We start from the raw sequence: 23,612 nt of genomic DNA on the forward strand, positions 1-23,612 counted from the left end.
CGATGGGGAAGCGGGCGGGACGGGAAACGCGAAGAAATGATACTCTCCAAGACGGGCGCAAGATGCATTAGCGGGCCGTGAACCACGATTTCTTACGACACAATCCACGAATCAAGGGACCCTTCCATGGACGTACTCATCGTAGAGGATGACGACTCCATGGGCGCGGCACTCACCGCCGCGGTGAAGTCCACCGGACACGGCGCCACTAGGGTCGCCCGCGGCACCGACGCGTTGCTCAAGCACCGCGAATTCGACGTGATCCTGCTGGATCTGGGGTTGCCGGACATGGACGGTCTCGAGGTGCTGCGCAAGCTGCGTCAGGTCACCCAGTCCCCCATCCTGATCCTCACGGCCCGCGACGACGAACGCTCGGTGGTGCTCGGGTTGCGCTCTGGCGCTGACGACTACCTGATCAAACCGGTCAAGCTCGTGGAACTGCTCGCCCGCATCGAGGCAGTCACCCGGCGCACCATGCCCGCCGGCGGACGCAGGAACCCCAGCATCCAGATTGGGGAGCTAGCCATCGACCTCGACCGCCGCGTGGCCGAGGTCAAAGGCATCGAACTGTCTCTGACGCCCACCGAGTTCGATTTGCTGTCACTGCTGGCCCGCAATGCCGGGTCGGTGGTCACCCGCGAACAGATCCTCGATTCCCTGTGGGGAGATGCCTTCCTGGCTTCCTCACGCTCGCTGGATGTGCACCTGACCGGACTGCGCTCCAAGCTTTCGCTGCCCGGATTCATCGTCAACGTCCGCGGCGTCGGCTACCGGATCGAGGCCGACCCGCAGTGAAGCTGCGCGTCCTGGGCATCCTGAGCGTGCTGGTGCTGCTGCTGGTACTGCTCGTGTCCAACGTGATCCTCTCCTCCGCGGGACGCGAGGTGACCCAACAGCTGCAAATCAACCGTGCTGCCTCGCTGAACCGGATCGCCCAGCTCGCCTACGATGCGGCCAACGACGGGGACAGCACGGTGCTGCGGCGGGACATGGAAACCTACTCCGGCCTCTACTCCGAGGGCCTGGTGGTGCGCCTGCAAACCGGCACGCTGGCCTCCGGAGGGCTGGACCCCGAGCGCCCGGACGTGCGCGAGGCCCTGGGGCGGGCCTCGCTGAACCTCGCCGACACCACGCTGGACCCCGTCAGGCCCTTCGGCACCGGCAACGAGGTCATCTCCCGGTCCTTCGGCAGCGCCAGCCAGGTCCTGGGCGAGGTAGTCATGGAGGTCAACCTCGATGCCGCCCGGGATAAGCTGCGCTACCGCTGGCTGGTCACCGCCATTGCCGCCATCGCGCTGGCAGCGGTGTTGCTGCTGCTGGCGGGCAGGGTCACCGGCTGGGTGTTGCGCCCCGTGCAGCGCCTCGGCGCCGCGGTGCGTGAATTCAAGGACACCGGCCACACGCCGCCACTGCCCGAGGCCGGCCCCCCGGAGCTGCGCGAGCTCTCCCGGTCCTTCACCGACATGGCCACGACACTGGGTGAGCTCATCGATTCCCAGCGCCAACTCATTGCCGACACCTCCCACCACCTGCGCAACCCGATCGGGGCGCTGCGCCTGCGCGTGGACTTGCTGCTGCTGGAATTGCGGAATGAAAAGGAGCGTGCCGCCGGGGCCGGGGTGCTGGCGGAGCTCGAACGGGTCGAGGAAATCCTGGATTCGGTGCTCAGGCTGGCGGTGGCCGAACACCGGGTGATCGAGGATTCGGCCGGCGCCTCCCCCGAGGTCTCCGAGGGCCCCGGCTCCGGGAGCGTCAACGCCTTCGTGGTGCTGGCCGAAGAAGTGGACCGCGCCCGGCCCGCCGCCCTGGCGGCGGGATCCGACCTGGTACTGACCACTCAGGAGGATCCCGGCGCGGAGCTCGCCTGCAGCCGGATCGAACTGGCGCAGATGCTCGGCGAGCTGCTGAACAACGCCATCAAGTACGCGCCTGGGGCGCAGATCACCGCCTCGGTGCGGACCCGGGGTTCGGCCACGCTCATCGAGATCGCCGATACGGGCCCGGGCCTGGAGCCCGAACAGCTGGCCGCCGCCACCACCCGCTTCTGGCGCGCCCCCGAACACTCCTCGATCCGCGGCACCGGCATGGGCATGACCATCGTTGACAGGCTGGCCACCGCAAACGGCGGTCGCCTGGTGCTGGCGCCCAACGAACCGAACGGCCTGCGCGCCCGCATCGAATTCGACGCGGCACCCACCCTCCCCGGGCAGGGGGAAGCCTCATGAACGCAAACCCCGCTAGCGGCCTCCATCCGTCGCGGCGCAGCGTGCTGCGCGCGGCCTTCACGGCCGGGTCGATCTCCCTGCTGGCCCCGGCACTCGCCTCCTGCGTCTCCGGACCGCGCCGCGAAACCATAGTCGTCGCCGGCGGGGAACCCGGCGGCTTCTACCTGGAATTCGCCACGCTGCTGGCGGCCTCCCTGCAACGGCACCAGGTGGCCCGCACCGCCACGGTCAACCCCACCGGCGGCAGCCTGGACAACGTCGCGCAGCTGCTCTCCGGCGAGGCGACCCTGGCCGTCGCGCTGGCCGACGCCGCCTCGCTCGAGGGTGGCCCGCAAGGCAAGCACCCCGGGCAGATCGCGGCGCTGGGCAAGGTCTACCAGAACTACGTCCACGCCGTGGTGCGCCGGGACGGATCCATCACCTCGCTCGATGACCTGGCCGGGCGCACCGTGGCGGTGGGCATGCCGGGCTCCGGCACCTCCTTGATCACCCCGCGCCTCTTCGAGGTCGCCGGCCTGAAATCCGCCCCCGCCGGGACATCGGCCGCGGGCCGGGACGTCATCGTGAAGGCCCTGGGACTCAACGACGGGGTCGCCGCCCTGGCCGCCGGAGAGGTCGACGCGCTCTTCTGGTCCGGCGGGGTGCCCACCGCCGCCATCGCCCAGGCCCACACCGGATCCGCGTTCGCCCTGCTTGACCTCTCCTCCCTGCTCCCCGGACTGCGGGAGAGGTATGGGGCCTTCTACGACAAGGTGCTGATCCCCGGCGACAGCTATCCGGGCATCGACGCGGTGTGGACGGTCGGGGTGGCCAACCTGCTGCTCTGCCGCACGGACCTGGACGCCGAGACGGTGCGGCAAACCGTGGACCTGCTGGTGGGGCATGCCGATGAGCTGATTCCGCGCTCGAGCGTCGGGGTACAGTTCCTGAGCCCCGATTCGCTGATCAACACCGCCGACGTGCCGCTGCACCCTGCAGCCGCCCAGGCCTACCGGGAGCTTCACGGGTAGCACTGCACGGCCGGCAGCTTCCGTCCGGAAAGCGAAATCGCTCCGTGCAGGCCTGCCCCGGTGGGGGCAAACCTGCGCGGAGCGATGAGCGGATGTTCTTCTTTCCCGCGACGCGTCTGGGGATCAGAGCGTCATGTGCTCCAACTGGCGCCCGTTGGTCTCGCGCACCAGGCGCCAGACAAAGAGGAACGAGAGCAGCGCGAAGCCTGCGTAGATGCCGTAGGCAAGCTGCAGGCCCGCCTCCGCGAGGGTCGGGAAGGTCGTGCTGACCACGAAGTTCGCGATCCACTGGGCGGCGGCACCAAGTCCCAGGGCCAGCGCCCGGATGTTGTTGGGGAACATCTCCCCCAGCAGCACCCACACCACCGGTCCCCAGCTGGCGCCGAAGCCCACGACGAACAGGTTTGCTGCCACCAGCGCGATCATGCCCCAGGAACCCGGGAGGCTGAGCTCCCCGTTGACGGTGACAGCCTGGGCGAAGGCCACGGCCATGGTGCCCAGCGACAGGGTCATCATGGCCGAGCCGACCAGCAGCAGCAGCTTGCGTCCCACCACATCCACCAGCGAGATCGCCACGATGGTTGCCACGATGTTGGTGACCGAGGTGATCACGGAGATCATGAACGAGTCGGATTCCTGGAACCCGACGGACCTCCACATCGTGGTCGAGTAGTAGAAGATCACGTTGATTCCCACGAGCTGCTGGAAGACCGAGAGCAGGATGCCGATCCAGACCAGTGTCTTGAACCCGAACTTGCCGCCAAACAGGTCCGCGAAGCGTTGGCGTCGTTCCACGTTCACGGTCGCCTTGATCTCGGCGATCTTGTTCTCCGTCGCCTCTCCGGCTTCCATGCCCACCACGTCGATGAGCACCCGTCGAGCGCCCTCGTCGTCGCCTTTTTCCACGAGGTAGCGCGGAGACTCGGGCAACCGAGAGGCAAGGATCCCGTAGACGAGGGCCGGCACCAGCAGGGTGAGGAACATCCAGCGCCAGGCCTCCAGGCCCAGCCACGCGCTCTGGGCGGCGCCCCCGGCCAGCCACGCGATCATGGCCGAGAGCAGAAACGCCAGGAAAATTCCGCTGACCAGTGAGAGCTGCTGCAGCGTGGCCAGTCGGCCACGCGCCTTCGAGGGTGCAATTTCGGCAATGTACGCCGGGGCGATCACCGAGGCAAAGCCCACGCCGATGCCGCCGACGAAGCGCCACCAGATCAAGTCCCACACGCCAAAGGCGAACCCGCAGCCCAGTGCGCTGATCGAAAGCAACGCACTGGCAACGAGCATCGTGCGGATCCGGCCAAAGCGTTGCGAGCAAACTCCTGCATACCAGGCACCCAGTGCCGCGCCCAGCAGGGCGCAGGACACGGTGAAGCCCAGCAGGCCGGAGCCGAGTCCGAACTGCTCGCGCACCGCATCAACGGTTCCGTTGATGATCGCGCTGTCGTAGCCAAAGAGGAAGCCACCTAAGGCGGCAACAGCGGCCATGGCGACGAGCCTGGTCGTGACTCGCCCGTCATTCCTGTTCGGCGTGATAACCCGCTTTGCCTCAGACATCGAGTCCGGCCTTCGCAGAGCGCCCGGTCTTGAAGTCACCCGGCAGGCCGTGCTTGACCTGTGGCAGCCCATGGCTTTGGTCCACGATGTAATCTCCCTTGATTAATTGGTAAGACTCAATTAGTAAAGGAGCCTAAAGATTGTGATGTCCAGCATAAGGCACTGCGGTAGGATTTGGAAAGACTGCCTAACCAAAGGATCGATTCCATGATCACAGCAGCCGCCTCCGGAACCTCCGCCAGGCCCCTGCCGCAGACGCTGGCAACCGCCACCGACCGACGCTTCCTGCAACACCTGCTCGAGCATGGCCCCAGCTCACGCACTGCCATCGCCGCTTCCACCGGACTCTCGCGACCCACCGCCTCGGAGGCCGCCACGCGCTTGTCGGAGACCGGTCTACTGAGAACCATCGAGACTCCCCCGGCCAAGAAGCGAGGTCGAATACCGGAGATCTACGACCTGGATCCCGCCTACGGCCACACACTCTCGCTCACGGCGGCAGCAGGGCGGACCCGGGTTCAAACCCACGACCTTCGTGGCACATTGCTGTATGACGCCGCCCTGGACCTGCCCGATTCCATGACCCGGGGCGAGCTGGAGAGGACCCTGCGCGACCTTGTCACCGCCGCGGTCGATGCCACCGGTTCCCCCTGCCTGGCGGCAACCGCATCACAGGGCAACCCCGTGGATCCGGCCACCCAGCGTCCGGTGGTCCTGCCGGCTTCCGCATTCCCGGAAGGGCGCGTTGACGTGAGCGCGCTCCTTCGCGAGGTGTGCAGTGGACCGGTGCGCCTGGACAACGACGTCAACTGGGCAACCCTGGCCGAACAGCGCATAGGTGTCGCCCGCGGGATCGATGAGCTACTCCTGGTTTACCTGGGACCGGGCATAGGCGCCGGACTGGTCATGTCAGGAACCGTCCAGCGCGGCCGACACGGCATGGTCGGCGAACTGAGTTACCTGCGCTCGGGCGGACGAACGCTGATCAGCCAGCTGCTGGAACACTCACGTGCGGCTCCCGGAAGCGACCGGCTCGACGTCCCCGCATGCTTGTCGCTTTTTGCAACCACCCCGGCCGCGGATAACGCCCGGCTTTTTGTCGAGGCCATTGCCCAGCAAATCGGCAACATTGCGGCCATCACCGATCCACAGGCACTGGTGCTTAGCGGCCCGATCGCCGAAGGCTCCACCTTCACACAAATGTTCCTCGAGGCCCTGCAGCCGCTGCTGCTTGATGCAGACCTCGAGGTGTTGGCCAGCGCCCTGGGCGAGGATGCCCCCCTGATCGGGGCCAGCCTGGCCGCACGGGACATGGCCGAAGCCCACTTCTGGAGCAGCTACCGCTCCTGATACCCAGAACCCGTCCCACCGACGCCGCCGCCCGGCTCGCCAAGGACGTGGCGTAGGCTACACCCAGGGAAATTACCGGGGAGGGGCGTGTCCATGTACCAGATCGAGGAAGCGGATTCCTTTGCCGCCTGGCGGCGGCTGATCTCCTCGACCTTCGTGCCGCTCGAGGCGGAACAGGTACGCCCCGGCCCGTTCACCGGACGCATCGGCGGGCGCCAGTTACACGACGTCGGGATCATGCGCCTTGATGCCGACGCGCAGACGGTGTTTCGTTCGCCGGCCCTGATTTCCCGCGGCGGCATCGGCCACTACAAGTTGAGCCTGCAGCTCTCCGGCCACGGACTGCTGCTGCAGGACGGCCGGGAAGCACTACTCTCCCCCGGGGATGTGGCCATTTATGACACCCAGCGCCCCTACACACTGAACTTCGATGACTCCTTTCAGACCCTGGTGCTCATGTTCCCGCAGCATCTGCTGGGCCTTGCCGCCGACGACGTCGCAGAACTCACCGCGGTTTCCATGGGCAAGGGCAACCGACTGGCCGAGGCAGTTGCCCCGTTCGTGGCGTCCATCGCCTCCCAGCTGCCGGAACTCAAGAGCCCCATCGGGCACCGGCTGGCGATGAATATCGTCGACTTGCTTTCCACGCTGTTGGCCGACGAGATCTATTCGCGCCCCGAGTCCAGCACCGACAACCATGCCAAGGTGCTGCGGCGCATCCAGTACCACATCGAGGCGAACCTGGCGGATCCGACGCTGGGGCCCGAGGCGATCGCCGCCGCCCACCACATTGCCACGCGCACGCTGCACAAGATCTTCTCCGCCTCCTCCCTGACGGTTGCCGGGTGGATCCGCGTGCGCAGGCTAGAGTCCTGCAGACGCGACCTGGCCGACCCGCTCTGCGCGCACGTTCCCATTGGCGAGATCGGCGCCCGCTGGGGGCTGGTCGATGCCGCGCACTTCAGCCGCATCTTCCGCGCCTCCTTCGGCCAATCCCCCAGCCAATACCGCTCCAACCCGGCGCCCGTGCGCTAGGGAACAAGAAGCGTACGGGCAAAGCCAAGCATGGGGCATGTGTCGCGGGACACACTGGGTACAGAAGTGATTCCCGCGTACCTAGGAGTGCAACATGCCCACCGCCACCACAAGCTTTGCCACCGACGCCGACCTGTTGGCCGCGATCCAGCCGTCCTCCGGCGGCCGGGACATCCACGACCCCGCCACCGGCGAGCTCGTGGGCAGGGCACCCGAGCACACTGTTGCCGACCTTGAACGTGCGGTTTCCGCCGCCCGCGCGGCGCAACCGGCCTGGGCGGCACTGACCCACGCCGAACGCAGTGCCGCACTGAATCGCGCCGCCGATGCCGTTGAGGCCAACGCCGAGGCGCTGGCGGTGCTGCTCTCCCGCGAGCAGGGCAAGCCGCTGAACGGACCCAACGCCCGATTCGAGGTCGGCGCCTGCGCCGCCTGGCTGCGCGCCACCGCCGGGTTCGAGCTCGAACCCGAGGTGCTGGTCGACGACGAGGGCGGCCGCGCGGAAATGCACTACCGCCCGCTGGGCGTGGTGGGCGCCATCGGGCCATGGAACTGGCCGATGATGATCAGCGTCTGGCAGCTGGCCCCGGCGCTGCGCATGGGCAACACCGTGGTGCTCAAGCCTTCCGAGTACACCCCGCTCTCGGTCCTGGCCCTGGTCGAGGTCATCAACGGGGTGCTCCCGGCCGACGTGCTCCACGTGGTTTCCGGCGGACGCGAGGTCGGCGAGGCGCTCTCCGCGCACAAGAACGTCGACAAGCTCATGTTCACCGGCTCCACCGCCACCGGCAAGGCCATCATCCGCTCCTCCGCCGACACCGTGAAGCGCCTGACCATGGAGCTGGGCGGAAACGACGCCGGCATCGTGCTGCCCGACGCCGATCCGAAGGCGATCGCCGCGGACCTGTTCTGGGGCGCCTTCATCAACACCGGCCAGACCTGCGCCGCGCTCAAGCGCCTCTACGTGCACGAGGACATCTACGAAGAGGTCTGCACCGCGCTCACCGAAGTCGCCGCCCAGATGCCCATGGGCGTGGGGTTGGACGAGGCCAATGTGCTGGGCCCGCTGCAGAACAAGGCCCAGTTCGACATCGTCGCGGACCTGGTCAAGGCCGCCACCGACTCCGGGGCCCGGGTGCTCGCCGGCGCCAACCCCGAGTCCGGCCAGCCGGGCTACTTCTATCCGACCACGCTGATCGCCGACATCGACAACGACAACCCGTTGGTCGCCGAGGAGCAGTTCGGCCCGGCGCTGCCGATCATCAAGTACTCGTCCGTCGACGAGGCCGTGGCGATGGCCAATGGGCTGGACGTGGGCCTGGGCGCCTCGGTCTGGTCTTCCGACAAGGAGGCTGCCCGCGAGGTTGCAGCCCGCATCCAGGCCGGCACGGTGTGGATCAACAAGCACGGTGCGGTGGATCCGCGGGTACCCTTCGGCGGGGCCAAGGCCTCCGGCTACGGCCTGGAATTCGGCGTCGCGGGCCTCAAGCACCTGGGCCAGCCACAGGTCATCAGCTACTAGGGGACGGAAGAGACCACCATGGAACTCGACTACATCATCGTCGGCGCCGGCTCGGCCGGCAACGTCATCGCCCGCCGGCTGCTCGATGCAGGCAAGCGCGTAGCCCTACTCGAGGCCGGCGATTTCGACACCAACCCGAACATCGCCACGCTCAACACCCTGGGCCACCTGTGGCACAGCGAGCAGGACTGGGACTACTACACCACCGAGCAGAAAGGTGCCTCCAATCGGCGCCTGCACCTTCCGCGCGGCAAGGTCATGGGAGGCTCCCACGCCCTGAACGCGGCCATCTGGGTGCGCGGGGACAGGTGGGACTACGACACCTGGGAAAAGGAAGGCTGCGCCGGCTGGGGCTGGGACGATGTCCTGCCCGTCTTCAAGCACATCGAGAACTTTGACGGCGGAGCCTCGGAAACCCGCGGGGACTCCGGACCGCTGGACGTCGTTGGGGACTTCGAGCGCAATCCGATCCAGGAAGACATGCTCGCTGGTGCCGTGGAGACCGGCATCCCGTTCAATGATGACTACAACTCCGGGGACGTCCAGGGCGTCTCGCGCATGCAGCTCACGGTGCGCGATGGAAAGCGGTTCAATACCTGGCACGCGTACCTCAAGCCCGTGGCGGAGAACCCGAACCTCACGCTGCTCACCGGCGCGCACGTGCGCCGGCTGGTCGTCGAGGACGGGCGCGTGGCGGGCCTGGAGTTCGACCACGAGGGCGAGCGCAAGACCCTGCGCGCCACCGAGACCGTGCTGGCCGCAGGTGCGCTGAATTCCCCGGAGATCCTGCTGCGCTCGGGCATCGGCCCGGCCGACGAATTGCGCGCCCTCGGCATCGAACCGGTGCGCGATCTGCCCGGGGTCGGCAAGAACCTGCAGGACCACCTGCTCTCCCCCGTCATCCTCACCACCGGGACCCGTCCGGTGCCCCAGGGGGCAGTTGCCCCGGCCGAGGTCCACTTCTTCGCCAAGAGCCGGCCCGACCTTCCCGTGGCGGACACCCAGCCGCTCTTCTTCTCCGTGCCGATGTACTCACAGGACTACGCCCCCGGGGAGATGACCGGACCGGAAAACGGCTTCTCCATGCTCGGTGGCCTGGTCCGCCCGCAAAGCCGCGGGGAACTCACGCTCTCCGGCCCCGGCGAGGACGACCCGCTCTTGATCGACCTCGGCGCCCTGCGCGAACAGGCGGATGTCGACGCGCTGGTGGCCTCGGTGCGCCAATGCCGGGAGATCGGGCGGAGCCAGTCGCTGGCAGGATGGGAACCGACGGAGATCCACCCGGGCCCGGGGATCAAGGACGAGGACCTGGAACAGTATGTGCGCGACTCGGTGGTCACCTATCACCACCAGGTCGGCACCTGCAAGATGGGCGTGGACGAACTGGCCGTCGTGGACCCCGCATCGCTGAAGGTCCACGGCCTGGAGGGTTTGCGCATTGCCGATGCCTCGATCATGCCTCTGGTGCCCACCGGCAATACCAATGCACCCTCGGTGATGATCGGCGAGCGAGCTGCGGCGATGCTTATCTCCGAGCGAGCCCCCTTGGCCCGGGAATCTGTCGTCGGCTAGCGGACCCTTGGAATCGTCGGCCCACCGCACCGTAGGGACTTTACCCAGGTGAACGAGGGCCGACAGCTTCAAACCTCCAGACGAATCGTCCCGGCACCCCGATACTGGGTGCCGGGACGATTCTTGCTTGCGTCAATGTCGAGTGGTTCGCCTGACCAACACCACAGTGAAGCGCCGCAGCCTTGGCTCAGTGCCCGGGATCCGGCTAGTCCCGGGGCGGGCCGGGATCCTGGACGGGCACCGAGCCGTCCTCGACCGGCTCGGATCCACCTTCCCTGGCTTCCTTGACCCGTGGGTCCTTGGGCACCTCGCCGTGCGGCGGGCGGTCGTAAAACTTCTTGTAGCGCTCGTCCTCGTGATGGTTGTTGCCCATGGCCTGCCTCCCGCGAAAAAAGGGTGTGGATACCTCAACCGTGGCACTGCTTCCGGTTCTTGGCAACAGTCGTTGAGCGGCGGCCGAGGGCTCAGGCCGTCAGCTCCTCGCCGGCATCACTGATGACCTGTCCGAGACCTCCGCGGCGGAGGCTGGCGCGCTGGCGTTGGGCGCCGTTTCCGTCCCTGGCCAGTCGTTCCAGACCCGTCTGGACGAAATCAGTGTCGCCGTTCACGGCCAGGGCCTCGCCGATGAGCTGCAGCAACGCAACCAGTAGCTGCTTGGTGCTGATTGCCCGCCCGGTGACAGGATCCACCTGGTTCCCCGTTAAGCCGTGCTTGGCTGCTTGCCAGAAGGCGAGGTCCAGGACTTCGGACAACAGCGGTTCGGTCGCGGCCGGGGCACGCAGGCTGGTGTCTACCAGTGCGCGCACAATGAGCGCCAGCAACACCGAGTCCTCGGCGCGTAGCTGGGCGTCCGCGATCCTGACCTCGATGGTGGGATACCGGTTCGATAGGCGCGCTGCCCAGCCAATATGGCCCTGGTCCAATACGACGTCGGATGCCAGAAGCGTGTCCATCCGGGTCCGATATTCCCGTGCGTCGGCAAAATGCGGCTGGATGCCCTGTATCGACCACCGGCGGTAGTGGATGCTGCGCCATGAAGCGAACCCTGAATCCGCACCGCGCCAAAACGGGGAATTCGAACCAATCGCCAGCACCAGCGGCAACCAAGGCCGCAGGGCATTCAAGGCCACCACCCCGGCATCCGCGTCAGGTATCGAGACATGGACGTGAAGCCCTGAGACATACTGCTCCCCACTGATTCCGGGCAGAAACTCGTGCATTGCGCGGTAACGGTCATCGTAGGCGATAGCGGCGGCGCCGGCGCGAACCAACGGTGCCGCACCCAGACCCACGGGCAGTAGATTCAGGCCCTGAACGGTGCGAGCGAGTTCCTTGCGGTACTCGCGCAGCGACGCCAGCGCAGTGGTTCCGTCACTGCAGATCGGCGTGGCGGTCTCTACCTGGCAGGCCAAGAGTTCGGTCTGAGTGGAATTCCCCCCTGCCTTGATGCCCATGATGATGGCCGACGTGGCAGCATCCGGGTCGGCAGGCAAACCGGTTTCCGGGTGAAGCAGGAAGAACTCTTCCTCGATGCCGAAGGTGCTCATGGGGATCCTTCCGTTAGAGATGCTAAGACGAGGCAATAATGCGTGGACAAGGGGATCGTCCGTGGCGACTTGGAATTTCACTCCATTCGCATCGGCAGGTGAATGCCAACATCTACCCTCCCGGGGAAGGGTGCCAACTCCCAACGTGGTCCCTGACGTCTTTCGACGACAGGGACCACGAAGCAACGACTCGGAGCCGAAGCCCTACTCGCTGTTGTCGTTACTGGTCGCCGGGCCGCTCTTGATGGCCCCGCCCTCGTCCGTCCAGTCATGGCCCGTCTCGGTGGACAGCGCAGGGTCCGATACGTGGTCCTCCCGCTTGGCCTGCTCTTTCTTCTCGGCAGCGTCCGTGGTGGATTCCTGGGATTCATTCATGGTGTTCTTCTCCTTTGTATTTTTGTGGGAAAAATTCAGGGGAGGATTGTCGTCCTCATTGGCGTTCTGCAACTGCGGCTCATCAAAACGAAGCAATTTATGGGTGCCATCGCAAAACGGCTTGATCTTCGACCCGCCGCACCGGCAAAGCGCCACGGTTCCGCGCCTCGGATCGACCGGCTGGTTGTCGCCGTCCACGATGTCGAAGCTGCCCCTGACGATCAGCGGACCACGGGGACAAACGGTGATGCTGGCGGGCCCGGAGTTGCTCATGCTGCAGCCCGGAGTTCGGCGCGCAACGAGCTGCGGTCGGATTGCCAGGCGTTCATCTGCCATTGGCCGGCCAGCGTGTCGAGCAGGATGACAGTCGCAGCACCGAAGAACACGTCGTTCATCAATCGGGGGTCTGCCTCAATGAGTCCGCCGGCAAGGTCCCGTCCGGCAATCTGTTCATGAACGGCGTCGGCCTCCACGTGTTCATCGAAATAGTCAGTGACCGGCGAGCTAAATCCGAGTCGTCGGAATCCCCGGGCATACTTCGCATTCGGTATGGATGAGGTCATCTCGTAGATCGCCAAGTGGCCGCAGGCAGCGCCCCGGTGCCTGCGGTGCAGGCCGAAGAGTGAAATGACATTCACTGAAGCCAGGGTGATGGCAGGGATGGCATCGATGTAGCTCCCGAAGTCGTTCTCGAGCCCCAGCCCCTGCATGGTCCGGGCAAATAGTTCGGCGTGCGTTTGGCCGGGAACCCCACCGCCGTATTCGTCGGCTTGGATCTCCACCAGCGCCGATTTGGCACGGCCGGTGAGTCGCGGAATCGCCCAGGTGTGGGGATCGGCTTCCTTCAACTGGTAAATGGACTTGTGGACCAGGAATTCACGGGCCTGTTCCAGGGTCGCATTGCGCGCAACAAAGGAGGATACCGATGGCCCGGTCGCTGCTTTGGTCATGTCGAAGAGTGCCTCGGCCACTGATTGCGCGGTCGGGGCCGGTTGCGGAAGTTCTCCTATGGTGTCGTTCAAGCGGTTCTCGAACCGCTCCTCGAGCCGTTTGCGCAGGGCCAACAGCGGCGGATGCCATTCCCAGCCATCGTCGATGGAGTCGAAGCCCGAGTAGTGGAGTTCATAGAGGACAAACAAGGTGAGCTGCAGATCCTCGTTGAAGAGGATATCTGTATCGACGCGGAAGGCTTCTGCTGCCGTTTCCCCGAGTTGGTCCAGGTCATCTGGCATGTCATTGCGCACCAGAGCCGCGATAAGTGCGGAACTGAGCGGCCCACGTCCAGTAGGGAGGTCTCGCATGATGCTCCGTTCGTGAAGGGGAACCCCGGGGGCGGCTCCAAGAACACCCATGTGTCGTCATGGAGCTTCCTGGAATCCGAAATTAATCTTGAAATTACCGTAAGTTGCCTTCACTGGAACGACAAGAATTTTGACACTCGCCTCAGCTGATAGCGGACAATCAGGTTTGGTGCCGGACGGAAATCAAGAGGGCGGCCATCCGTTCCGCCGGATCACCAAGGAACACCCGCCCGCCTCGCCGAGCATTCGCAGAACGCCCTTGAAGCGTTCTTCCGTGCGATGGTTCGACCCTGCACCGTGCGACGGTCAGACACTTGCCATTCACACCGTGGCGAGGGCTCTCGCAGTGAGTCGGCGATCACGCGAACCGAGTGATACCTCCTGTCCGCTAACCCTCGGGAACCTGCTGCTGAGGACACTGGCTGGTGATGATCCGCTTGATGCCGGCATGTTCGGCCTTGGTCATCCACAGTCCATGCTTGGTCTTGACCGCGGTCTGGCGTGCCACGTAGGAGCAGCGGAACGACTTGTTCGATGGCAGCCAACTGGAAGCATCGGAATCGCCCTTGGAAGCATTCGATGGACCGTCCACGGCCAGGAGGTTCAGCGGATCGTTGGCAAATTTAACTCGCTGTTCCTCGGTCATCTTTTGCGCACCCTTTTGCCAGGCGTCGGACAGCGCGACGACGTGGTCGATCTGGACCTTGGTGCTGGTCCCTTGGCCGCGCACAAAATCGATGCGTTTTCCGGTGAACGGATCGGAGAGCACTCCGCTGGTGACGACGCAGCCGTTGGTTCCGGGCTTCGCCGCGATGCCGGTCAGGTCCCGACGCAGCATGTCGTTGCGGGCATCGCAGCCGTTTCGGTCCGGGTCCTTCCAGCCGCTACCGAAGAGGCTACGTTCGTAGCCCGTCTTCGGAGCCCTGCCCTTGATGGGGATGCCGGCAAGCTGATGCAGCGTTGTGCCCGCCTTGGCCTTCGAGGCGTTTTCGGTGCTCGAGGGCGCGGAAGCCGCCTTCGAGCTGGCTGCGGCTGAATTCGACGCTACGGTCGGAGCGGGCCTTGCCGCCACCTCGGGTTCGGGCACGTGTTCGGAAGCTGTTGGAGCCGGAGCCTCCGACCAAACCACCAGGGGTTCACCGACAGGAGCTTCCGACCAGATGACCGGAGCTGCAACGGCCGACGCGTCGGAACCAGCGCAGGATGTCAGGACCAGTCCGAGAACAAGCACCATGGCAGAAAGCGGCCCTGCAGTGCCTAGGCTCTTTCCGGGATTGGTTCTCTTCCGCGCCCGAACTCCACCCGAGCCCGCACGATCGCCGTCACTCACAGGCGACACCGTCGCCGTCCCTATCAAGTTTTCTGCTGTAGCCGGGATCGCCCTTGTAGATCGGGTCTGCTCCGGCGTTTCTTACCGCTGTGCAGTTCTTGTAGTAGGTGTTGGCGGTGACCTTTGGCGCCTTGGGCTTGGCAGACTCTTTCTTCTCGCGAGCCTTTTCTGCGGCACGGGCGGATTTCGCTTCTTGTTCACGGACCTTGGCCGCTTGCGCATCCGCTGCCTTCCGGGTGGCTTTTGCCTTGGCCGTTGCCTCCGCCTTCGCCGCCGCTGCCTTCTTCTTGGTCTCGGCGGCTGCCTTTTCAGCGGCTGCCGCTTTCTTCTTCTTGGCGTCGGCTGCTGCCTTCGCTGTGGCTGCAGCGGCTTCGTTCGCTTTCTTCTTCGCTTCGGCAACGTTCTGGGCCTCGGCTTCGCGGGCCGATGCCAGATCGGCCTCGGCCCGATCGTGGGCATCCTGGTCGACCCAGACCAGCGCACCCGTTGAATCCGCGTCGCAGTAGTTGTTCGCGGCGCCCTGGGTCATGACCTGATAATCGAATTCGCAGGACTGGCCGACGTGGCTCGCGAGATCAGCCGGAAGGGTCTCGGCCACCGCGGCTTCCTCGAGCAGCGTATCCCCGTTTCCGGGGTCGGCCGTGGCCATCGAGCAACCGACCAGCGTCAGGGCAAGCACGACACCGGCGATGCTCTTTCCAACGATGCCCCTCGACATTCGTTTACCGTTGCCGTCCCGGGCATCACGCGCCGCGACCCCACTCGACTGCCCGTCCAAACCCATGACGCGCCGCCGCATGCAAAAGAAACCCTTGTCCGTGCCCATAATTCCCCAAGTCTTCAAATATTTCGATCAACGGATCAAACCATAGCCAAAACCGCGACGACTAGTCATTTCTTACTTAGTTGCATGGCAACGGGGAACATGAAAACTCGGGATGACAGCGAAGTATGCGCACATGCGGAAATCGAATGTGACCCCACGGGTCGAGCCGTCCGGCACGCAACGCATTCCATGTCGGATCGTACTGGTGGGGCGGGGTCCCCCGAGAAGTCAGGCCTCGGACCCGACCCCGGCCCAGCGCAGCACCCGCAGCGCGCGCAGGGTGTTCCAGCGGCTCGGCTCACCCTCCGCTGCATCGACGTCCAGATAGGTCTCCCCGGGCCAGGGAACCCCGGAAGACCAGCGGCCGTCCCCGCGGCGTTTGCCGATCAGCGCCTCAACCGCCGGGTCCAACCGCGGATCAAACGAGCTTCGCGCCGCCCGGAAGTAGTCCAAGGAACGCAGCACGTCGTAAAACCAATACGGCGGGAAGGAGAAATTCAGGTAGCGGCCTTCGGCCACTTCCCCGGTGCTCAGCCGCTTGAACCCCGAGCGCTTCAGCAGGTATTCCTCGCCGCGGGACCGGGCGTCGGCGAGCGCCGCCGGTGCCTCCCCCACGGCGCGCTCGAGTTCGAGCAGTCCCTCGAGTACGCCGAGGGTGCTGTCAAAGGACGAGACCTTGGATGAATCGGGGGCCTCGCAGTTCCAGCCGCCGTCGGGCAGTTGCTCGGTGAACAGCCGCGAGATGATCCGCTCGCTGCCCTCGCCGAGCTGTCCGAAGTAGGCACCTTGGGAAAGGACACCGCCATTGATGCAAGGTTCGACCTCTCCATGGAAGTAGGGCAGGTTCTCCCAGTACTTCCAGGTCACCGAATCGCGCACCCTGCCCACCGCCGCGCGCACGGGCGGATCGTTCGGGTCGGCACCGAGCCGGCGCAGCAGCGCCAGCGACCAGAACACGGACTTCCGGTTGTGGTCCTCCCCGTATTCGTCGTTGTTCCAGTATCCGCGGGGATCCTGCAGTGCCAACAGCTGAGCCCCGAAACCCTCAACGACTACACGGGATCGTTCCTTGGCCACCTCGGTTTCGGGGGCGTCGAGCAGATCGCGCAGCACCTGCCAACGGAGCGAGGGGTCGGAGTCGAGCAACCAAGCCACAGTGTCCATTCCCCCATTGTTGTCCTCCGCGGGGCATGGTTCCAGGGTCAGGAGAGAACATCCTTGCTGGCGAACCGGCCATAGGCCAGGGCGCCGAACACCAGCAGGTACCCTCCCTGCAACAGCGCGTTCTGCCCGAATTCGCTCCAGCGGATGGGGTCTCGCAGCAGATCGGCGAAGCCCAGCCAATGATGGGTGAACAGCCATGGATGCAGCCAATCCAGTTGCGGTAACTGGCCAAGGATCTGCGCGGTCACGGCCAGTACGGCGATGGCGGCCATGGCGCCAACGGGCACGTCGGTCAGCGTGGAGATGAACAGGCCCAGCATGGTGAGCCCCAGCAGCGACACCGCCACGTAAAGCGCCACCAAGCCCACCCGCAACACTGCCGCGGGTGCGGAAATGGTGGTTCCCGACAGCAGCGTCACCGGCCCGGTGGGGAACAGCAGCGCCCCGATGCCCAGTCCGCATACCGCCACCATGGCCGCCGCGGCCAGGCAGAAGAGCGCCGCCACGATGAACTTGACCAGCAGCAGGCGCGGGCGGGAGGCAGGTGCGGTGAGCAGGTAGCGCAGCGTCCCGGTCCCTGCCTCGCCGGCGATGGTGTCCCCGGAAACCACGGCGACCGTCAGCGGCAGGAACAGCGGGATGCACACCAGCAGACCGGTGATTGCGACAAACAAGCCGTTTCCCGCCACGCGGTCAAGGAACGCCGGCCCCCGCCCGCTGGGCGGACCCGACGTCAGGCGCACCGCGACGGCAATGAGCACCGGCACCGCGCCCAACGCCAGGAGCATCGCCCAGGTGCGGCGGCGCCGAAAAAGCAACGCCACCTCGTTGGCCAGTAATCCGCTACTGGACAAGGTCGAACCCCTCCCCCGTCAGCGCCACGAATCTCTCTTCGAGGCTGGCGGCCTGAACCGTGAAGCCGCGCACGCGCACGCCTGCGGCGACCAGTTCCTCCACCAGCCTTTCGGGCTCGGGCGCCTCGGAGCCGAGCACCGCATCAAGGACCCCGTCGTCGCCGGCGGGCACCGGGTCGACACGCGCGTCGAGGCCCAGCCGTTCCAGCACCGCCAGGGCAACGCCGGTGTCCGGGGTGCGCAGGGAGACCAGGGGCCTCCCATCGGCCCGCAATTCCTCCAGCGTGCCCTGGGCCACCAGGTTTCCGTTGCTCATCACCGCCACGTGGCTGCACGTCTGTTCGATCTCACTGAGCAGGTGGCTGGAGACAAAGACCGTGGTCCCCTCAGTGGCGAGCACCCGGATCAGGTGTCTGACCTCGCGGGTTCCCTGCGGGTCCAGCCCGTTGGTTGGTTCGTCGAGCACCAGCAGCTCGCGTTCGGCCATCAGCGCATGGGCAATTCCCAGGCGCTGCTTCATGCCCAGCGAATAGGCGTGCACTGCCAGCCGCGCGGCCTTGCCCAACCCGACCTTGTCCAGGGCTGCGTCCACGCGGCGATGGCGGGTGGACGCGTTGGAGGTGCGGTCAGCGGAATCCAGGCGAACGAGGTTGGCCCGACCGGAAAGGAACGGGTAGAACGCGGGACCTTCGATCAGGGAACCCACCCGGGGCAGTACCCGGGCTGCTGCGGCGGGCATGGGTTCGGCGAGTAGCGAGATGCTGCCGGCATCGGGGGTTGCCAGGCCCAACAGCATCCGGATGGTGGTGGTCTTGCCCGAGCCGTTCGGTCCCAGGAATCCGAAGATCGAACCGCGCGGCACGGCAAGGTCCAGGTCATTGACCGCACGGCGTTTTCCAAAGCTCTTGCCCAACCCCGTCGTGCGGATGGCCAGGTCCTCGAGTTCCGGCACCGCGGTCACTGGTCGTTGGCCGCGGCCTGTAGCCTGGCCACCGTCACGGCGCCGAAGACCATGCGCCCGTCATCGGTGACCAAGACATTGAGCAGCGAGGTGTGGAGCAGTTTTCCGCCTTCGACCGGGGTGGCCAGCTGGTTCAGCAGTTCGTTCGCAGCCAGGTCCTCGGGGACCTGGCTGGCGGGAACCACCATGACGGTGTCCCAGCCGGTGCCGTTGATCGCGCCGGGGGGATCGGCAAGGTCCTTGGAATCTGGTTCGACGGTTTCATCCTTGGCACCGGGTTTGTGGTCCGGGAACCGCTCGGGGTTTTTGCGGCCAAGGTGATCCTTCGGGATTTCCCGTTCCCTCACCTCTGCCCCCGGCGGTGGCGTGAATTCGAAGAGATCTGCCGCAGGTGTCTCCGGGGTGAACGTGGTGAATCCAACGGCCATGGCCGGATCTTCCTGCCCGACCGCATCCACGACGACCTCCAGTGGTGCCCCGGTGGCGGCGTCGACGCCGATGCTCACCTTTGCTATCAGCGAGTTCTCGCTGCGCGGGTCCAATTCAAGGGTGTAGGCGTCCCGGCCGGCCACGCGAGTGTCCGCCTGCACGCTGATGTCGGTGTTTGCCCCCATCGCATCGAGGAAGCGGTCAGCGACCACCTCGGGAGTTGGCGGCTGCATCGTGTGTCGTGGCGGACCGGCCTGGCGGTGGGATTCGGGAAGCTCCACATGAACGGCGGTGTTCTCGGCGGAGTCGTAGTGCCACAGCGAGGAACCATTTCGGATGATGTTCTGCTCGTTCATCTCTTCCATGACCTGGATCCGCGCCTTGTCCGGTTCGTCCACGTACACCCTTGCCTCGTGGGTTCCCGAGAGCGCCGAGAGCATCCCCAGCATGTCGGCGCCGGCGGATTCGGGATCATCCGAGGAAGGAGAGTCGACCCCTGCCTCCGAGGGGCCCGGCTGCGCCATGCCAGTGCTTTCCGCATCCGGCAGCTGCGGGATCCCCAGGTCGAGCGTCGTGCGGGCGGTTCCGGAGAAGTCGGTGACGTGGGATCCCGCGATCATCTGCAGGACCTGTTGCGGGGTCTTGGGTTCGAGCTGCACCTGGGCGTTCGCGGAGATCGAGGCTCCCATCGCGAAGGCGGCAATGACGGCGGGCGCCAGCGCGGCGGGTATCCATTTTTTGAGTACAGCGGGTTTCACGGCCATCAATCCCCATCAAGCGACTTGGTATCTCCACCGTACGCCGGTGCGGCGGCGTTGGCGATGCCGAGCAAGGAGGGCTCCCGGAAGGCCGGCAGGAACAGTCAGGCTTCCGAGGCACCGGCATCGGCCGACGGTCCGGGTTCCCACCGCAGCAGGTCCCCGGGTTGGCATTCGAGCACGTCGCACAATGCCTCGAGCGTCGCGAAGCGAACTGCCTTGGCCCGTCCGTTCTTGAGAACGGCCAGGTTGGCCGGCGTGATGCCGATGCGTTCGGCGAGCACTCCAACCTGCATCTTGCGCCTGGCCAGCATGATGTCGATATCCACGATGATCGGCATCAAATAACCTCGTCGAGTTCGGCACGCATTCCCAGAGCCTGGGCCAGCAGCATGCGCAGCACAATGACGATGAGCGCCACCCCGCCGACCAACAGTGCCCCGCCGCAGAGCAAAAGGACTATTCCCGGGGCGACTGCCTCGCCGGGCGCCAGCACCACGGCCATGGCGAAGGTGAGCAAGGCTGCCGCGGCGACGGCACCAATCACGATGTCCACGTAGCGGAAGGCACCGCGGGAGAATACCGTTCCCCTGCGCACCATGCTCAACAACCGCCACACGCAGACCATGGAAACCTGGACGGTAACGATACCCAGCAACACAATCACGATCACGGGGGTCCGCACGGCAATGACGTCGGGGCCCGCCTCATTCAGGTCGATGGCCAGCAGCGGGACCATCACCGCCTGCACGAACAACGATCCGGCAAGGCCCAGCGCAAGGACAATGCGCAACGCGAGGACAGTAATTTTTCCCATTGAGGGGCTCCTAATATCGAGTAACGACTCTAATCTATCGTTAAACGATAAGTTTAGCCATCCTGCTACAGCGCGCAGAGGACCTCATTGGGAACGAAAAAGGGGACGAACCAAAGCGGCCCGCCCCCTCTATCCCCATGCAATTCCCCGCGGAAACGGCTATCTGACAGGAGTCTCGGCAAGAATCGCGTCGATCTGTCCCGCTGCCTCGCGCATGCCCTCGTCCATGCCCATCTTGGTCATTTCCTCGAGCTGCTCGGCGCTTTCAAATGAGGACACCGAGGTCATCCGGGTTTTCCCGTCTTGTTCCTCCAGGCTGACCACGCAACGCGTGGTGCCGAGAAAGCCGCTTGGCTCCCCGTCGTCCCCGGCGAATCCGTCCTGGAATTCAAAGCCGTTCGGCGCATCTACCGACAAGATCTTCCACCAGCCACGGGCCTTCTCACCGTCCGGTCCAGTCATGTAGTACCTGCATTCCCCACCCTCGGAAAACTCGTGCCGAACGAAGGTTGCGGGCCACGTCGGCGGGCCCCACCACCGCTCGAGCTGCCGGGGATCTTCCCAGACCTGCCAGACGCGTTCCTTCCTTGCCTCAAATTCGGCAACGAGCGTGAGGGTGAGGTTTTCCGGGTCGGTTTGAACGCTGATGACGCTCATGGTCTTACTCCTTCATGTTCGCCGGAGAGAATGTCTCCGATCATGCCGACGCGTTGCCGCCAAATGCCCTCGTAGGCTTCCAGCAGCCGGGCGGCACGGCGCAAGGATTCCAGGTTCCCGTGCACAATCTGCTCCCTTCCGCGTCGCTCCTTGGTGATCAGCGATGCTTTCTCGAGCACCGCCACGTGCTTTTGCACGGCTGCGAAGCTCATCTCATAGCGCTTCGCCAAATCGGAGACCGACTGTTCCCGAAGCATCGCCTGCTTGATGATGTCGCGCCGGGTTGCATCTGCCATGGCCTGGAAGATGCGGTCGATCTCGAGTTCACTCAATAGATGTACAACCATTTGGTTGTACATTAGCGCGCCGCGAGGTCCTGCACAAGGGGTTGTTGGGGACAATTTGGGCTGCGCGGGCTTGGGGCCGGCGGCTCGCGTCGACATGGGTTTAACGACCAGTCAGCATCGACGTTGCCGTCCGGCATCGACTCCGCGATGTTTGGGGCTTTGCATCGCGGGTGCGCCAACCGAATGTACCGAATCGTCCGCCACCGACAATCAGCGTGCGCCCGGATCGTCTTTCGGCTGGGGATCTTGCGAGCCCGGGTGTTCCGCGGCGGTTTCGATAAGGTCTCGTGCCGTCGTGTCGCCGTATACCCAGCTGGCGAGGGTGCGCAGCTTGGATTCCGATTCGGAACCGGGATCCGTGGTGTAGATGAACATCGTCTGGTCCGGCTCCCCGGTGACCGTCAGGGCCTCGTAACGGATGTCGAGGCGGCCCACCAAGGGGTGGTTGAGCCGCTTGATCCCGTCACGGCGCTCGACCACGCGATGGTCGGCCCACCATGTGCGGAACTCGGCACTGTTCACCGCCAGTTCCCCCACGAGCTGGGCCAGGAGCGGATCGTCCGGGTGGCGACCGGCATCCAGACGCAACGTACCCACCATCGAGGAGGCTGTCTTCTCCCAGTCCACGTAGCGGGTTCTTGCTTCCTCCTCCAGGAAGGTCCAACGGATGAGGCTGCGTTGGCGTACCGGCTTTGCGGGAAAGTTCGCCAGCAGAAAGGCGGCCAACGGGTTCATGGCCAGCACTTCGGTGCGTCGCCCGCGGATGAATGCCGGGTGCTCGGTGAAGGAGGCCAGCAGCAGATGCAAGGAAGGGCGCACGTGCTGGACGGCGCTCTGCGACTCGGTACGGCGCGGGGATGCCACGGCACGGGCAAGATCGAACAGGTGACGGGTTGCCAGGTCATCGAGCTGCAGGGCATGGGCCAAGGCATCCAACACGGCCTCGGACGGACGCTTGTGCCGCCCTTGTTCCAGGCGGGTGTAGTAGTCGGTGCTGACCTTGGCCAGCGCGGCGACTTCCTCCCGCCGCAGTCCCGGTACGCGTCGTCTCGGACCTCCGTCACCAGCAGGTGAGACCAGGGCGCGGCGGACCTTGAGGAACTCACCGAGCTCGGTGCCAGCTGTCATCTCCGGGCTCCTTTCGCCACTGTCCATGATCCCACTTCCAGGGATGCGGGGCATTACGGCGTGCGGTGCAACTTGTGGATTGCCGCTTGGGCCAGCGGCTTGACGACCAGTTCATCGATGTTCACGTGGTGGGGTCGATTCAGGGTCCAGGCGATGCATTCGGCGACATCGTCGGCCGAGAGCGGCTCGGAGACCCCGGCATATACGGCATCGGCTGCCGACTGGTTCCCGCCGAGACGGCGCAGGGAAAACTCCTCGGTGTGCACCAATCCCGGCACGATCTCGATGACCCGGATCGGTTCGCCGTTCAGTTCCAGCCGCAGGGTCCGGGCGATGACCCGCTCCGCGTGTTTCGCGGCGGCGTAACCGCCGCCGCCCTCATAGGTGTCCTGGCCCGCCACCGAGGAAACGACCACGATGTCGCCGCGTCCCGACGCCCGCAGTGCCGGCAGCAGTGCCTTGGTCAGCCTGAGGGTGCCCAGCACGTTGACCTCGTACATCCAGGACCACTTTTCCAGGTCCGCGTCGGCGACGGTCTCGGTGCCGCGCGCACCGCCGGCGTTGTTGACCAGCACCTGGACATCTCCGGCGGCTTCCACGATGCGCGCCACGTCGTCATCGGAAGTAATGTCGGCGGCCAACACATCGCAGCCGATCTCCGCCGCCAGGGCCTCGAGGCGGTCCCGGCGGCGGGCTACGGCCAGCACCGAGAACCCTGCGGCCACCAGATGGCGGGCGGTGGCTGCACCGATGCCGGAGCTCGCGCCGGTGACGACGGCACGGCGGCCGCTGAACTTGGTGGACTGATTCGCTATGGTGTTCATGGGTTCCATTTCACCAGCCCCCGGCC

The 23,612-nt window shown here is 65.4% G+C and carries 24 protein-coding genes; 7 read left to right on the forward strand and 17 right to left on the reverse strand.

The genetic code is table 11. The features are described 5' to 3' along the window. Positions 1–126 precede the first annotated feature (126 nt). The 3 genes from ABD687_RS10730 to ABD687_RS10740 are packed head-to-tail and all read left to right on the forward strand — an operon-like array spanning position 127 to position 3,235. Positions 127–795: a response regulator transcription factor gene (locus tag ABD687_RS10730; protein ID WP_310291333.1), complete on the forward strand. Its 669-nt coding sequence runs from the start codon at positions 127–129 to the stop codon at positions 793–795. Further along, positions 792–2,225, forward strand: a complete 1,434-nt coding sequence (locus tag ABD687_RS10735) for a sensor histidine kinase (RefSeq protein ID WP_310291330.1) — start codon at positions 792–794, stop codon at positions 2,223–2,225. The genes ABD687_RS10730 and ABD687_RS10735 overlap by 4 nt, the downstream gene beginning before the upstream one ends. Continuing rightward, complete coding sequence (locus tag ABD687_RS10740) at positions 2,222–3,235, forward strand: TAXI family TRAP transporter solute-binding subunit (protein WP_310291327.1); 1,014 nt, start codon at positions 2,222–2,224, stop codon at positions 3,233–3,235. Before ABD687_RS10735 ends, ABD687_RS10740 begins: the two co-directional genes overlap by 4 nt. A gap of 123 nt (positions 3,236–3,358) precedes the next feature. On the opposite strand, the gene ABD687_RS10745 is transcribed toward ABD687_RS10740, so the two are convergent. Then, complete coding sequence (locus ABD687_RS10745) at positions 3,359–4,789, reverse strand: sugar porter family MFS transporter (protein ID WP_310291324.1); 1,431 nt, start codon at positions 4,787–4,789, stop codon at positions 3,359–3,361. Between the two features lie 207 nt (positions 4,790–4,996). Between ABD687_RS10745 and ABD687_RS10750 the strand changes: the two genes are divergently transcribed. From ABD687_RS10750 to ABD687_RS10765, 4 genes are all read left to right on the forward strand, one after another. Continuing rightward, a complete protein-coding gene (locus ABD687_RS10750; RefSeq protein ID WP_310291322.1) occupies positions 4,997–6,139 on the forward strand; it encodes an ROK family transcriptional regulator in 1,143 nt (380 codons plus the stop codon). 93 nt (positions 6,140–6,232) lie between these two features. Further along, entirely contained in the window at positions 6,233–7,174 is a 942-nt protein-coding gene (locus ABD687_RS10755) for an AraC-like ligand-binding domain-containing protein (protein ID WP_310293458.1), read from the forward strand. A 94-nt stretch (positions 7,175–7,268) separates the two neighbouring features. Further along, on the forward strand, positions 7,269–8,696 hold the full coding sequence (locus tag ABD687_RS10760; protein ID WP_310291318.1) for an aldehyde dehydrogenase family protein: 1,428 nt from the start codon (positions 7,269–7,271) through the stop codon (positions 8,694–8,696). 18 nt (positions 8,697–8,714) lie between these two features. Beyond that, a complete protein-coding gene (locus ABD687_RS10765) occupies positions 8,715–10,268 on the forward strand; it encodes a GMC family oxidoreductase (RefSeq protein WP_310291315.1) in 1,554 nt (517 codons plus the stop codon). 205 nt (positions 10,269–10,473) lie between these two features. Here ABD687_RS10765 and ABD687_RS10770 read toward each other — a convergent pair whose 3' ends face one another. The 16 genes from ABD687_RS10770 to ABD687_RS10845 form a co-directional block, all read right to left on the reverse strand. Continuing rightward, a complete protein-coding gene (locus ABD687_RS10770) occupies positions 10,474–10,641 on the reverse strand; it encodes a hypothetical protein (RefSeq protein ID WP_302264304.1) in 168 nt (55 codons plus the stop codon). Positions 10,642–10,732: 91 nt separating this feature from the next. Next, positions 10,733–11,815, reverse strand: coding sequence for a carboxylate-amine ligase (locus ABD687_RS10775; protein WP_264269604.1), 1,083 nt, complete (start codon positions 11,813–11,815; stop codon positions 10,733–10,735). 204 nt (positions 11,816–12,019) lie between these two features. Next, positions 12,020–12,463, reverse strand: coding sequence for a CDGSH iron-sulfur domain-containing protein (locus ABD687_RS10780; protein WP_264269605.1), 444 nt, complete (start codon positions 12,461–12,463; stop codon positions 12,020–12,022). After that, positions 12,460–13,422 (reverse strand): iron-containing redox enzyme family protein, encoded by a 963-nt coding sequence (locus tag ABD687_RS10785; protein ID WP_377700297.1) that lies wholly within the window; start codon positions 13,420–13,422, stop codon positions 12,460–12,462. Before ABD687_RS10785 ends, ABD687_RS10780 begins: the two co-directional genes overlap by 4 nt. Before the next feature lie 457 nt (positions 13,423–13,879). Continuing rightward, positions 13,880–14,725 (reverse strand): HNH endonuclease family protein, encoded by an 846-nt coding sequence (locus tag ABD687_RS10790; protein ID WP_310291309.1) that lies wholly within the window; start codon positions 14,723–14,725, stop codon positions 13,880–13,882. A gap of 88 nt (positions 14,726–14,813) precedes the next feature. Further along, on the reverse strand, positions 14,814–15,539 hold the full coding sequence (locus ABD687_RS10795; protein ID WP_310291307.1) for an excalibur calcium-binding domain-containing protein: 726 nt from the start codon (positions 15,537–15,539) through the stop codon (positions 14,814–14,816). A gap of 336 nt (positions 15,540–15,875) precedes the next feature. Next, positions 15,876–16,811, reverse strand: coding sequence for a hypothetical protein (locus ABD687_RS10800; protein ID WP_310291305.1), 936 nt, complete (start codon positions 16,809–16,811; stop codon positions 15,876–15,878). 38 nt (positions 16,812–16,849) lie between these two features. Then, on the reverse strand, positions 16,850–17,665 hold the full coding sequence (locus ABD687_RS10805) for an ABC transporter permease (RefSeq protein ID WP_264269610.1): 816 nt from the start codon (positions 17,663–17,665) through the stop codon (positions 16,850–16,852). Continuing rightward, a complete protein-coding gene (locus tag ABD687_RS10810) occupies positions 17,655–18,626 on the reverse strand; it encodes an ABC transporter ATP-binding protein (protein WP_310291303.1) in 972 nt (323 codons plus the stop codon). The genes ABD687_RS10805 and ABD687_RS10810 overlap by 11 nt, the downstream gene beginning before the upstream one ends. Further along, positions 18,623–19,813: a LolA family protein gene (locus ABD687_RS10815; RefSeq protein ID WP_310291301.1), complete on the reverse strand. Its 1,191-nt coding sequence runs from the start codon at positions 19,811–19,813 to the stop codon at positions 18,623–18,625. The genes ABD687_RS10810 and ABD687_RS10815 overlap by 4 nt, the downstream gene beginning before the upstream one ends. Before the next feature lie 104 nt (positions 19,814–19,917). Continuing rightward, a complete protein-coding gene (locus tag ABD687_RS10820) occupies positions 19,918–20,154 on the reverse strand; it encodes a helix-turn-helix domain-containing protein (RefSeq protein WP_302264289.1) in 237 nt (78 codons plus the stop codon). Continuing rightward, positions 20,154–20,630 carry a DUF2975 domain-containing protein gene (locus tag ABD687_RS10825; protein WP_310291296.1) on the reverse strand — a complete coding sequence of 159 codons (477 nt, stop codon included), beginning with the start codon at positions 20,628–20,630 and terminating at the stop codon, positions 20,154–20,156. Before ABD687_RS10825 ends, ABD687_RS10820 begins: the two co-directional genes overlap by 1 nt. Positions 20,631–20,789: 159 nt before the next feature. Next, positions 20,790–21,287 carry an SRPBCC family protein gene (locus ABD687_RS10830; RefSeq protein ID WP_310291294.1) on the reverse strand — a complete coding sequence of 166 codons (498 nt, stop codon included), beginning with the start codon at positions 21,285–21,287 and terminating at the stop codon, positions 20,790–20,792. After that, positions 21,284–21,634 (reverse strand): ArsR/SmtB family transcription factor, encoded by a 351-nt coding sequence (locus tag ABD687_RS10835; protein ID WP_310291292.1) that lies wholly within the window; start codon positions 21,632–21,634, stop codon positions 21,284–21,286. Before ABD687_RS10835 ends, ABD687_RS10830 begins: the two co-directional genes overlap by 4 nt. A 210-nt stretch (positions 21,635–21,844) precedes the next feature. Beyond that, positions 21,845–22,762, reverse strand: coding sequence for a helix-turn-helix transcriptional regulator (locus ABD687_RS10840; protein WP_310291290.1), 918 nt, complete (start codon positions 22,760–22,762; stop codon positions 21,845–21,847). A gap of 53 nt (positions 22,763–22,815) precedes the next feature. Further along, on the reverse strand, positions 22,816–23,586 hold the full coding sequence (locus ABD687_RS10845) for an SDR family oxidoreductase (RefSeq protein WP_302264283.1): 771 nt from the start codon (positions 23,584–23,586) through the stop codon (positions 22,816–22,818). Positions 23,587–23,612 lie beyond the last annotated feature (26 nt).

Origin of the sequence: Paeniglutamicibacter sulfureus (assembly GCF_039535115.1) — a bacterium.
GTDB classification, from domain to species: domain Bacteria; phylum Actinomycetota; class Actinomycetes; order Actinomycetales; family Micrococcaceae; genus Paeniglutamicibacter; species Paeniglutamicibacter sulfureus.